Origin of the sequence: Leptotrichia hongkongensis (assembly GCF_007990635.1) — a bacterium.
Lineage (GTDB): Bacteria > Fusobacteriota > Fusobacteriia > Fusobacteriales > Leptotrichiaceae > Leptotrichia > Leptotrichia hongkongensis.
The window spans coordinates 1112491-1125480 of the sequence record NZ_AP019846.1 but is presented as its reverse complement, the minus strand read 5'-3'; the positions used below and the strand labels follow the sequence as shown (position 1 = coordinate 1125480).

Here is a 12990-nt window from a genome sequence, read left to right as displayed (position 1 = left end):
TATTTTTCTTTTTTGATATACTTTATGATAGTTAAAAGAAGTGAGTTCTTAAAAAGGAATATAAAATAAATTTATTTCTCGAAATAATAAAATATCATAAAATAATTTTAGATATTACGCATATTTCAATATAAACTTTTATATATTTCAAAGATTAAATAAATAGCAAATAAACTTCCATGTGTTTTAATAAAGTAAGTATTTATTAAATGTGGAGGTTTTTATGAAAAAAAGAAGAGATATAATTATTGGAATGGGAATTTTAGGGTTAGTTTTTTGTATAAATGCCTGTTCAAAAAAATCTGACAACAAGAATAATAATACTCAAATAAATCAAAATTTAAAAGCTGGTAATGATGAAATATTAGTACCAGGGTATGCTTTAGGAGAAATTCCAGTTATTTCGCTACCCGAAATGCCTAATCTTTCTGTAACAGAAAATCCAGGAGCAAAAATTACTTTGAATATGACGAAAAAGATTTCTTCAGTTCCAGGAATTACAATTACACCTGTCAAGGTCGAAAATAGTAATATAATTGGTGGGAATTATTCAATGCAGATTGGTCAAAATGGAGCTGGGCAATTTAGCGATGAGAATAAAGTTGTTCAAACTGATGGAAATGGAGCAGGACAATATACTGATGAAAAAGTAACCATTCAAAGAGATGAAACAGGAGCAGGACAATATACAAATAATGTTACAGAAGTTAATCTTCAAGTAGACAATAATGGAGCAGGACAATACGTTGACAATAAAAATAAAATTTCTTTACAAGTTGATGCTAATGGTTTGGGAATGTATAAAGATGAAAATAATGAAATAAGTATAGTTGTAAGTGATGAAGATACTATTTATAATAGTCCAAATTTAATAATAGAAAATAATAATGATGGTAGCGGAAAATATCATGACAAATCTAAAAACCTTTTAATTGAAAATGATGGAAAAGGAAAAGCAACAATAACATATAATGGAAAAACGACTGAAGTGGCAGCAAAACCTGTTGGAAAACCAGCAAGATTTCAAAAATTAAAAATGGTTCCAGCTGTTCCTAGCATAGAAGCTAATAGCCTTTTAATAACTTTAGATTCTGGAGTCTTTTTTGATGTAGACAAATACAATCTTCGTCCTAAAGCAGAAGAAATTCTTAAAAACCTTGCAGTTATATTAAAGGAAGCAAATATAAAATCTTTTGAAGTAGATGGGCATACAGACTCTGATGCAAGTGACGAACATAATAAAGTACTTTCAGAAAATCGTGCTAACTCTGTTAAAGCCTTTTTAGCTTCTCAAGGGGTAAACGCAAATATTACAACGCATGGATACGGTGAAAGTAAGCCGATAGCTTCAAATAATACGCCAGAGGGCAAACAAAAAAATCGTCGTGTTGAAATTATAATTCCTACAATATAGTCTAGTTGAAATTAATCCAACACTATTAATTTAATAAATTAAAAAATATATAAATTAGTTGTTTAAATAAATCTAGTATAAATAAAGATCAAGGAGTTGAATTAATGAATAAAATAAATTTAAAAAAAAATGGAAGAGGCCTTGTAACCGTAATTGCACTAATTCTTTCTACAGCAACTTTAAGTACAGCAAGCAGCATTTACGAAAACTTATATTCTTTCAAGCCAAAGCAGAAAATTGAAAATCCTGATCCAGATTTTGAATTAAAGCAAAAAGTCAAAGATAGGATAAAAGATGTTTCTACAAGAGCAGAAGCTGAGTCAAGACTAGTTTGGGTGGAAGTTCCTGTCTGGAGATTAAAAGACGGGAAAAAGGTGTCTGATACAGAAAGATTTCAGATTTTGGACGTACTTGCTAATGATGTAAAGGAAATTTTTCATGAAATACATAAAGGAAAAGAGAAATTTCCAATAAAAAACTTAATTGGCTATTCATGGAGAGGAAGTTTTAAAAGTTTGCACAGCACAGGGCGGGCGATAGACTTAAATCCTGAAGAAAATCCACAGGTAAACAGCAACGGAAAGGCTATTGTCGGAAAAAGCTGGCAACCAGGAAGTAACCCATATTCTATAAAACCTGATGGCGATGTAGTGAGAGCATTTACAAAAAGAGGCTGGATATGGGGAGCGAACTTTAGAACACGAGATTATATGCATTTTGGCTTTGCAGAAATGTAATTTAAATAAATACAGAATAAAAAGAGGCGAGAAAAATGTTGCTTGGTGGAAATGAAACTACGAGAAAGATTGATAATTTTGCTATAAATAATTTGAAAATTCCAAGTATCGTGCTTATGGAAAATGCTGCAATTTCATTTGTAAAACATATTGATGAAAATGAAGATAATTTTCTTATTATTTGTGGTAAAGGCAATAATGGCGGAGATGGTTATGCAATTGCACGCCAGTTATTTTCAAAGGGAAAAATGTTAAAATTTTTGTATTAGCAATGAAAATATGAGTAATGATTGTATGATAAATTATGAAATTTGTAAGAATATGGGAATTAAGATATTTTATAAAATAGAAGAATTGGATAAATTGTTTTTTGAATGTAATGTTGTTATTGAAGGAATTTTTGGAACAGGATTAAATTCAGAAATAAAAGGAATTTATCAGGAAATCATTCAAAAAATCAATACAGCAAGCAATAATAAAAAAGTTTATTCAATTGATATTCCCTCTGGAATTAATGGCGATACTGGTGAAATTATGGGAATTTCAGTCAAAGCAGATATTACAATTTCATTTGTCACTTACAAAAAAGGATTTTTAAATTCAAAAATAAAAGATTTTTTAGGAAAAATCATTATTGAAAATATTGGATTGAACGAAACTAGTATTAATCATTTAGTCAAAGAGTATTATTTAACACCTGACATAATAAAGAGTTTTCGTATAAAAAGAAATGAAGATTCCCATAAGGGAGATTTTGGAAAAGTATTGATTTTTGCTGGAAGCAGTGGATTTTATGGTGCAGGAAATATAGTTGCAAAATCGTGTGTGAGAACAGGAGCAGGACTAACTACTGTAATTACTGATAAAAATAACTTTTCATTAAATGTATTTGTGCCAGAAGCTATGAGTTTTCCAATTAATTTTGATAATATAAATGAAAATCTCGAAAAATTAGAAAATGAAATCTTAAACAGCGATGTAATTGCAATTGGGCCAGGAATTGGAAAAAGTGAGCAAGCATTTTTAATTTTTGAAAAATTGATCAGTATTAAGAAAAACAATAAAGGGAATACAATAAAACTGATATTAGATGCAGACGCTTTAAATTTGCTGTCAGAAAACAGGGAACTTTTTGAAAAAATAAGAAATAGAAGCATTTTGACACCACATTTGGTTGAATTTTCACGACTGACAGGATTTTCGACAGATGAAATTAATAAAAATCGATTTGAAATAACAAAAAATTTTGCAAAAAAATACGAGATAATTTTGCTATTAAAAGGTAAAAATACCATTATTACAAATGGAGAAGAGCTTTTTGCAAATAGTACAGGAAATTCACATATGGCAAATGGTGGAATGGGAGATTGCTTAACAGGAATTATCTGTTCGCTTGCGGGACAAAAATACGATTTAATAAAGTCTGCTGGAATTGGAGCATATTTACATGGTAAAATTGCAGATGAATTGGTGAAAAATCAGTATATTGTTAATGCTTCACATATTATTGAAAATATTTCAAAATGTATTTTAAATATTTTTCAAAATTAATTAAATAGAAAATCTAGCTATAGAACGATTATTATATTTTAAGTTTTGAAAAATAATATTAAAAAAATATTTGAAAAATTAGATAAAATGTAGTACAATAACATTATAAAGAATCTATTTATAATTTTATAATACAAAAATTTAATATTTTTTTAAGAAAGGAATCAAAAATGGCACTATTTTCTAGCAACAATGATAAAAAGTCGAGAGAAAGAAGAGAAAGCGAAGACAGACTTAGCAGACAATTTTCTGCAAACAATGACGAAAACGTAAATGGTATCAGCACAATTTCAATGGAGACAACTATAACAGGTACTATCGAATCAAATTCTGTATTTAAAATGGAAGGAGTTTTAAATGGAGATATTAAAGGAAATAAACTTGTTCACGTTGGAAAGACAGGGCAGGTAAAAGGAAACATTACTGCCGAAACAGTAGTTGTAGATGGAGAAGTTTCTGGAGAAATTATAGCAGATAAAGTTGAAATAGGAGGTACAGGTAAGGTTTATGCTACAATAACTTCAGCTGTATTTGTAATACAAGAAGGTGGAATATTCGAAGGAAGAAAAAAAATTAAAATAGCTCTTATAAAAGAAGAAGATGCTAAAGCAAAAAAAGAAAAAGAAGAAAAGAAGCCTAAAGAGCCAGAAATAAAAGCAAATGAAAATAAAGAAAATATTCAATTATAAAGATTTGTAATTTAAATACAAGTTTAGTCATAAATTCGTTTAACATATGAGTTTATGGCTATTTTTATGTGTTTTTTCTGTTATATAATTTTCAAGTTAAACAATTTTTCCATTTATACTATACATTAAAATAAAATTGTGATAAAATCTAATAAGCAGAGATAAATTAAATAAAAAAGGAATGAAGTTTGATGAAATTCATTGTAGAGAATTCAGCGGAAATAAAGGATATTATCGAATATCATAATGATATAGAGATTCCTGATTATAGTAAAAATCTTAAAGAAATAAAACAAAATAAAAATATTGTAATTTTGGGAAATTTTGACGGTGTTCACAAGGGGCATCAGATAATTTTAAAAAAATCTGTAAATAAAGCTAAAGAAGAGAATTTAAAATCAATTGTCTATACATTTAATGAATATCCGAAAAATAAACAGACTAAAATAACAACTTGTTCTGAAAAAGCATATTTATTGAATGAAAATGGAATTGATTATCTTTATCTGGAGCAATTTGAAAAAGTTAGGAATTATACACCGAAAGAGTTTGTAGAAAAAGTACTTGTGGATACTTTAAATGCTAAAGAAGTTTATTGTGGGTTTAACTTTACTTTCGGAAAAGAAAAATCTGGAGATGTAAGTACACTTGAAAAACTTCTAAAAGAAAAAAATATAAAGCTTAATGTTCAGGAACCTGTGCGAGATGAGAATAAAGAAATAATAAGCAGTACAAGAGTTAGGAATTATATTAAAGAAGGAAATTTTGAAAAAGTTAGAGAACTTCTTGGACATAATTTTATTATTCTTGGAGAAGTTGTTTATGGTAAACAGCTGGGACGTGTGCTGGGCTTTCCTACAGCAAATTTACGATTTGAGAACAAAATTTATCCAGAATTTGGAGTCTATGGAGTAAAAGTTCATATTGAAGACGATGAGAAAATTTATAATGGGGTAATGAATATTGGTAGAAACCCAACGGTAGATATTGGTATATTAAGCGTTGAAACAAATATTTTTGATTTTTCAAAGGACATATATGGGAAAATAATTCTCATTGAAGTTTTGGAAAATATTAGAAGTGAGAAAAAGTTTAATTCTGTAGATGAATTAAAAGAACAGATTGGAAATGATGTAGATTACTGGAAAAATAAAATCTCGTATTGGCGTAAAAAATATCAAAAAGAAAAATAGGTAAAATATGGAAAATATAATACAAATTAAGATTGATAATTTTGAAGGTCCTTTAGATTTACTTATTCATTTAATTGAAAAAAAGAAAATGGACATTAATGAAATAAATATTTCACAAATAATAGATGATTATTTAGGATATATTCATGCTCAAAAAGAGTTAAATCTAAAAATAAAAGTTGAATTTTTGATAATGGCGACTGATTTAATCGAAATTAAGGCTTATTCAGTATTAAATAGGGACAAAAAATTAGAAAAAATTGAAAATTTAGAGAAAAAAATAATAGAATATCAATTATTCAAAGAGATTTCAGAATTATTTTCAAAACATGAAAATGAATACAATATTCCATATACAAGAACAGGTACTGAAAGTATGGGAAATGAAATAATAGAATATGATATCTCAAGCCTAAATTTAGATAATTTATTTAAAAGTTTAAAAAACTTGGTCAATACAAGGCTAAGAGAAAAAAATGATTCTCAAAATAGAATGATTTTAAATTTGGAAGAAGACAGTTATTCAGCAGAAGATGCTTATAATGAAGTTTCTGATATTATAAAAAATGATAAAAAAGTGCAGTTTAATCAACTGTTAAGGAATAAATTTTCAAAATCTAGAATAGTAACCTTATTTCTTTGTATTCTAGATATGTTTAAAAATGGAGAAATTGACATAATTGTCGAAGAAAAAAACTTTTTTATTAAGTCAATGCAAAATTCAAGAAAGGAAATTAATTAATGTTTAAATCTAGTTTTATAGTAATGATTATAAATATGCTAAGCCGTATTTTAGGACTTGTTCGTGAAATGATTATCGGAAGCGTGTTTGGTGCAACAGGAATGACAGATGCATATTTTAGTGCCACAAAGATCCCAAATTTCTTTACAACATTATTTGGTGAAGGATCTCTTGGTACAGTTTTTATCCCAATTTATAATCGTGGGATTGAAGAACAAGGAAAAGAGAGGACGGATGAATTTGTCTTTTCAGTATTAAATTTAATAGTTGCATTTACATCAACAATGTCAATATTAATGATTTTGTTTTCAAGACAAATTTTAAAAATAACAACAGGATTTGCAGATCCTGAACGATTTGAAACAGCTAATATGCTTTTAAAAATAGTTGCTTTTTATTTTTTATTTATTGCACTTTCTGGAGTAGTATCATCGTTATTAAATAATTATAAAAAGTTTGCAGTAGCAGCATCAATGGGAATTGTTTTTAATCTAACAATTATAATTGGAACACTTCTTTTAAAAAATAAGATGGGAATTTATGGATTAGGGATAGCTTATTTACTGTCAGGAGTTTTTCAGCTTGCTATGATGCTTCCGCAATTTTTTCAAATAATGAAAACGTATAAATTTACATTTAACTTAAAAGATGAATATGTTATAGAAATGTTTAAATTAATGATTCCAACATTAATAGGTATTTTTGGATATCAAATAAACGAAATTATAGACAACCGTTTTGCCACAATGTTGCCTGCAGGAACAGCCAGTGCCTTAAATTATGCAAGCCGGCTATATTTATTGCCAATAGGAGTTTTTGCTATTTCGTTGGCAGTAGTGATATTTCCTACATTATCAAAGGCTGTAGTAAAAAATAATATAAAAACAGTAAGAAGAGTAGTTCATCAGGGATTATATATGTTAGCATTCTTAATTGTTCCTTCTTCAGTTGTACTATTTGGTTATGCACAGGAAATTGTGACATTAATTTACAAAAGAGGGCATTTTAGTGAAAAAAGTGTAGTAATAACATCTGAAACATTGCAATTTTATGCAATCGGGCTATTATTTTTCTCAACAATACACCTTCTTACAAGAAGCCATTATGTGTTCAAGGATAGAACTTTGCCAGTAATTTCTTCATTTACAGGAATTGGAATTAATATTCTTTTAGACTGGCTGCTATATAAACAATACCGACATGTTGGACTTACGTTTGCAACATCATTTGCAGCAATGGTAAATTTCCTTATACTATATACATCATTAACAAGACGATACGTGAAGTTACGAACATTTAAATATTTTGTAATACTTATAGTTACATTTGCTACATCAGGCGTTTCATTTTATGTTTCTAAAATGATAAGACTGAACATAATAGGAAGATTTAGCATTGCAATTAATTTAACAGCATTTGCTGTAATTTATCTTCTAATATGGTCTATCTTGATTTCAATTTTTAGAAAAGATTTAATCGAAAAAATGCTAAAAAGAGTTTTAAATAGAGGATAAGTATGATACAGGAAAAAATTAGATATACAAAGACAGGTAAACGAATAGAAGTTTACGAATTTAAAGCTAAATTGCATCAAAAAGTAGTGATGAGCAAAAATCAGTTTGAAGAACATATTTTTCCAAAACATCCTGAAATCTCACTGGAAATAATAAAAGAAGTACTTGGAAATCCAGATTTTGTAACAAAACAGTCAAAATCTCGAAAAGAGCATTTTTATCAAAAAAAAATTGAAAAATTGAATTATTTTGTAGTAATTTCCCAACATAAAAATGTAAAAAATTTAAGGTTTGTATTAACGGCCTTTATGGCAAAAGATATAAATTTTTGAAAGAAAAAATATACATTACAGATATAAAAATAAAAATATCAACTTATGAAAAATTATTATGCTTAACCGTTTTTAAAATGAAAGGCATTTATGCAATTACTTGCAAATAAAAAATTCATAATAAATTCGTTATTTAAACAGGATTTAGTATAATCAGAAAATTGAATACAATGTAAGAAAAAATCATCGCAATAGAGAGCGTATAAGAGCCTAAAATTAAGTTAGCCATACTTTTTATTGTCGATGATTTTTTATTGCTTAAAATCGCTTATTTAGCTTTTTCAGATTTTCTATTTATGTAAATCATAAATAGAATTTTTGTTATAATACACTATAAAATATGTAACATATGATATTTTATAAATTTATAAAGTTCTATAAAAGTTCTATTTTTTAAATAAATTTTTGAAATTATTTGTTCAATTTTTCCATTAACTGAATGTTCGCATCCTTATATAAATGAGAATATGTATTTATAGTAGTTTGCAAATTATCGTGTCCTAGTCGTTTGCTGATAGCAGTAATGTCGGCTTGGATAAATAATAAATACGAAGCGTGAGAATGCCTAAAGTCGTGAAGGCGTATTTTTGGCAAATTTGCTTGTAAACTGTATTTCTCTAGAATGTATCTAAGTTGCGAACTTTTTAAATTAAAAATTCTAGCATATTATCGTCATTACGAAACATAAGTTTCAAGTTTCAGAAAAATATAATTGTAAATCTGAAATAAGAGTTTCTGGCAACAAAACTTTTCTTATAGAGCCTAGAGTTTTTGGAGTAGTGATATAATCCTTTTTATTTATACGTGAAAAAGTTTTATTCACGTCAATAAATTTTTCTTCCAAATTAACATCATTTTTAGAAAGAGCCAAAAGTTCACCAATTCTAAGTCCGGTCCAAAACAAAATTTTAAACATAATAATAGAATCAGAATATTTTCCATTTTTCTCTTTATTTTTTAACTCTAAAACTTCGACAAACTTTTCAAAATCGTTTAAAGACCAAATTTTCATTTCCGAACGATTTTTTTTGCTTCCAAAAGATCCCATATTTTTACAAGGATTTTCATCTAGTCCTTGATATTTCCTAGCCCAGTTAAACATGCTTTTCAATGCTGCATAAATATTAGATTTAGAATTTTCGCTAAACAGTTGTCCGTTTTTGTATTTCTTTTCTAACATCTCATTCTGCCATTCTCTAATCATAAAAGGAGTAATCTTATTTATTTCAATTTTATCAAAAAATGGTAAAATATGCAAACGAAAATATGCTTCTATAGTATTTACTGCAGTAGACTTGTGTCTTTTACTATAATCTTCAAAATAAAGTTCATATAATGATTGAAACGACATATTCATAGACTTGGCAATCTTTTTCTTAAATTCATATTCGTAATCCTGAGCCTCTTTTTTCTTCTTAAACCCAGTCTTTTTATACTTTTTATTTACACCTTTATAGTCTTTAGCATAAAACATCGCATACCAAGTCTTTCTATCCGCATTGTAATAAACTGGCACTTCAAAGTTCTCCTTACTTTTATGATTTTCAATATAATTATATCACATTTTCACATTTTTATAATAAATAAAGTTTTTTTATTAGTATTTTTAGGATATTAGATATAGTAATATGTATAACTATAAAACAAGAAAATTTTATATAGCAAGAGTAAGAGTATAAAATACTAGAAGAATCAAAAATATAATCTAATGAATATAACAAGGCTTTGTAATTTATCATTAAAATTACATAACATACATTATCGGACTAGAATAATTATTTCAAAATATAATATGATTTCTTAATAATTAAATTAATTAATACGTCCGATAAAATACTTTATATTAATTATTGTATTAATATTATTTTCCAAGTATTATCATTTCATTATAATATATATTATATATTATATATTATATATTATATAATATATATTATATAATATATATCATACGTATCTTCTTTTTAACTTAAATTATACAATTCATAAATTAATTCTTGTGGTATTTTTTCATCTAACTTCCATAAAATTCTCATTGGTTTATCTCCATAGCTTTTATAATAATTGGCTTTTCCTAGATAAATAAATGGGTTTGTTTTATTATTATTCATGAATGCATATTTCCTTATAAATATGTGGACATTATACCCTAATTCACTATGGTTTGTAAACATTTTCCCGACACTTGAGTTATGGGCTGTTTTAGGTTGGCTTATCCATTGAATTATGTTGTCAGCAAATAAAGAATTATCGTATTTTAAGTTTTCTTGTAAAATATGGGTCTTGTCAATTGTTGCAAAAAGGCAAATATCCTTGTCTGTATTTGCATAACCTGCTCTCCAGCTGCCTTTTGGCACTTTGGAATCAAGCAAAATTTGGAGTTCTATTCTTTTATATTTTTTGTATGGAATCAGAATATTCTCATTAAATATCGATAAATTATTACTTTTCTTAAATTCTGACAATCCTAAATATAGTAATTCTTTTAGACAAATCTTGAAATTATAATTTGAATTTTGAGAATTATCTAAATTTATAAGTTTTAGGTTTATTTTATTGTTATTATTAATTTTATCTATATTTTGAAATATTTTTCTGTAATTTTCAGAGATGTTAAATAAATTATTATTTTTTGAATTTTGTTCTAAAATTTTATCTTCAACTAATTCTCTAAAAATACGGTTTATAACATATTCTTTTTCAAAATTATTTTTTATATTAAAATAATTTTTATATTCATTAATAGTAATTTCTGAAGTTATAAACTCATTATTTATCAAATAATTTATAATTAAATACGTAAATGGCTCTACAAGCGTCAATTTTTTTCTAAATATGCCAAAATTCAATTTCTTCTGAATTTAAAGATATTTTATTCATTTTTAGAATTTCAGGATTTTCAAATTGTAATTGTGCATTATAAAATGAGCCTAATTTTAAGGATAATTCTTGAAATAATTCGATATTTGTATCAAAATTACTTACTTTTAAAATTTCATTTTCAGATTTGCCAATTTCTTCTTTATAATCTAAATACAAGTCTTTTAAAATATTTTTAGAACTGAAGTTGATTTTTTCGATTTTTTCAATAATACGATTTTGACAAACTCTATCTAGTTCTACATAGCATGATTTTGGAATATTTGAAAATTGATTTTTTATTTCGTTTATTATTTTTCTTTTTAGTAAATAAAGTATCCTTGTTGTCAACTTCGTTTGAAAAATAATCTATTAGCAAATAATCTTTCTTATGATTTCCAATAAAATCAATAATTGTAACAAAATCTTTATTTTCAGCCTTTCTTAATCCTCTTCCAATTTGCTGTATAAAAATTGTTGAGGACATTGTAGGACGTAAAAATAGCAGTAAATTAATTGTTGGAATGTCAATTCCTTCGTTTAAAATATCTACTACACATAAAATTTCAATTTTTTTATTTTTAAATTTATCTAAAATTTCTGCTCTATCATTTGAACTTGTATTTGCTGTGATTACAGCGGATTTATAGCCTTTGTTTGTAAATTCTTCTTTCATGAAAAAAGCATGCTCTATATTTTGGCAAAATGCGATAGCACTTAATTTATCACCATCAAAACCAAACTTATTTATTTTTTCAACAATATAATCGGTACGTGTGTTCAGTAATAAATTTTCTAATAATACTTTTTCATTATATTTCCCATTTTTGTAAGGAATGTTATCATAATTAATCATGTAATCATTTACACCAAAATAATGAAAAGGCACAATCAAATCCTCTTCCAAAGCCTCTTTTATTCCAATTTCATCAACAACATTATAGTCACAAAGTGACAGAATATCTTTGCCATCCATACGTTTCGGAGTTGCTGTCAAACCTAGCAAAAATTTACTCTGAAAATACGATAGTGTATTTAAATAACTGTCTGACATTGAATGATGAAATTCGTCAACTATGATATAATCAAAAAAATCAAGTTTAAATTCATTGTAATAATTTCTTAATGATTGAATCGAAGCAAAAATCATACTTTTATTAATTTCTTTTAAGCCACCGTAAATTCTTCCAAATTCATTTTTATCAATTTTGAGAATTCTCGAAAAGACATTTATTGCATTTTCCAGCAATTCTTCACGATGGGCGATAAATAAAAATTTTATATTTAAAATTTTGGACTTGCCATCATTTGTTTCAAACAATTTATTTTTATTGTTAGAATTAATTTCAAAAAATTGTTTTATATCCATTGCAGCAAGATAAGTTTTCCCTGTACCAGTTGCAGAAATCACGAGTCCTTTTTTATTGCCATTTTCTCTTGTTTCCTCCAACTTTTCCAAAACTCTTTTTTGCATGCTATTTGGAACAAATTCATCTTTTTGTGTTATTTTTGTTTTTCTATAATCAAATGTATTTTGTGTATTTATAGATTTTTTATATTTTTCATATTCATCAATAAAATCTTCTGTCAATTCTATTGCTTCATTACTGTGCCACAATTTTTCAAATTGGTTTAATGATTTTTCATAAATATTAAAAAAACTGCTGTCTGTCAGTTTCACATTCCATTCTTCAGCCGAATATAAAGCACTTTGGCTAATATTAGATGATCCGATTATAACACTATGATATTTTTCCTTTTCAAATAAATATGCTTTTGTATGAAAACTCTCGCTTGAATTATTGTAAATCTTTACTTTTATATTTTTATACGACAAAAGTTTTCGCAACGCCTTTGAGTCTGTGATATTTAGATAGACAGATGTTATAATTTCCCCTTGAATGCCTTGTTTTTCAAGTTCATCTAAAGTACTTATTAAAAGCTGTATACCTGAGTATT

Annotated in this window: 13 protein-coding genes; 9 read left to right on the top strand and 4 right to left on the bottom strand. The window is 26.5% G+C overall.

From position 1 onward, the window contains the following. Nucleotides 1–223: 223 nt before the first annotated feature. The 9 genes from FVE75_RS05395 (at nucleotide 224) to FVE75_RS05360 (ending at nucleotide 8172) form a co-directional block, all read left to right on the top strand. Nucleotides 224–1414 (top strand): OmpA family protein, encoded by a 1191-nt coding sequence (locus FVE75_RS05395; RefSeq protein WP_147005574.1) that lies wholly within the window; start codon nucleotides 224–226, stop codon nucleotides 1412–1414. Nucleotides 1415–1518: 104 nt separating this feature from the next. Beyond that, nucleotides 1519–2151, top strand: coding sequence for a M15 family metallopeptidase (locus FVE75_RS05390; RefSeq protein WP_147005573.1), 633 nt, complete (start codon nucleotides 1519–1521; stop codon nucleotides 2149–2151). 35 nt (nucleotides 2152–2186) lie between these two features. Next, nucleotides 2187–2420 (top strand): NAD(P)H-hydrate epimerase, encoded by a 234-nt coding sequence (locus tag FVE75_RS11685; RefSeq protein WP_269472169.1) that lies wholly within the window; start codon nucleotides 2187–2189, stop codon nucleotides 2418–2420. A gap of 25 nt (nucleotides 2421–2445) precedes the next feature. Beyond that, the gene (locus tag FVE75_RS05385; protein ID WP_269472168.1) at nucleotides 2446–3702 is read left to right on the top strand and encodes an NAD(P)H-hydrate dehydratase; all 1257 of its coding nucleotides are present in this window, start codon (nucleotides 2446–2448) and stop codon (nucleotides 3700–3702) included. A gap of 170 nt (nucleotides 3703–3872) precedes the next feature. Then, nucleotides 3873–4391, top strand: a complete 519-nt coding sequence (locus FVE75_RS05380; protein WP_147005572.1) for a bactofilin family protein — start codon at nucleotides 3873–3875, stop codon at nucleotides 4389–4391. A gap of 191 nt (nucleotides 4392–4582) precedes the next feature. Then, a complete protein-coding gene (locus tag FVE75_RS05375) occupies nucleotides 4583–5584 on the top strand; it encodes a bifunctional riboflavin kinase/FAD synthetase (protein ID WP_147005571.1) in 1002 nt (333 codons plus the stop codon). Nucleotides 5585–5591: 7 nt separating this feature from the next. Beyond that, complete coding sequence (locus FVE75_RS05370; protein ID WP_147005570.1) at nucleotides 5592–6326, top strand: segregation and condensation protein A; 735 nt, start codon at nucleotides 5592–5594, stop codon at nucleotides 6324–6326. After that, nucleotides 6326–7840, top strand: coding sequence for a murein biosynthesis integral membrane protein MurJ (gene murJ / locus FVE75_RS05365; protein WP_147005569.1), 1515 nt, complete (start codon nucleotides 6326–6328; stop codon nucleotides 7838–7840). The genes FVE75_RS05370 and murJ overlap by 1 nt, the downstream gene beginning before the upstream one ends. Before the next feature lie 2 nt (nucleotides 7841–7842). Further along, nucleotides 7843–8172: a PBECR3 domain-containing polyvalent protein gene (locus FVE75_RS05360; protein WP_232052656.1), complete on the top strand. Its 330-nt coding sequence runs from the start codon at nucleotides 7843–7845 to the stop codon at nucleotides 8170–8172. A gap of 411 nt (nucleotides 8173–8583) precedes the next feature. On the opposite strand, the gene FVE75_RS11680 is transcribed toward FVE75_RS05360, so the two are convergent. From FVE75_RS11680 to FVE75_RS11365, 4 genes are all read right to left on the bottom strand, one after another. Beyond that, nucleotides 8584–8766: a tyrosine-type recombinase/integrase gene (locus FVE75_RS11680; RefSeq protein ID WP_269472167.1), complete on the bottom strand. Its 183-nt coding sequence runs from the start codon at nucleotides 8764–8766 to the stop codon at nucleotides 8584–8586. A gap of 97 nt (nucleotides 8767–8863) precedes the next feature. Further along, a complete protein-coding gene (locus FVE75_RS05355; RefSeq protein ID WP_269472166.1) occupies nucleotides 8864–9688 on the bottom strand; it encodes a tyrosine-type recombinase/integrase in 825 nt (274 codons plus the stop codon). A gap of 448 nt (nucleotides 9689–10136) precedes the next feature. Then, on the bottom strand, nucleotides 10137–11021 hold the full coding sequence (locus FVE75_RS11370) for a DUF3427 domain-containing protein (RefSeq protein ID WP_232052655.1): 885 nt from the start codon (nucleotides 11019–11021) through the stop codon (nucleotides 10137–10139). A gap of 260 nt (nucleotides 11022–11281) precedes the next feature. Continuing rightward, nucleotides 11282–12919, bottom strand: coding sequence for a DEAD/DEAH box helicase family protein (locus FVE75_RS11365; RefSeq protein ID WP_232052671.1), 1638 nt, complete (start codon nucleotides 12917–12919; stop codon nucleotides 11282–11284). Nucleotides 12920–12990: the final 71 nt, after the last annotated feature.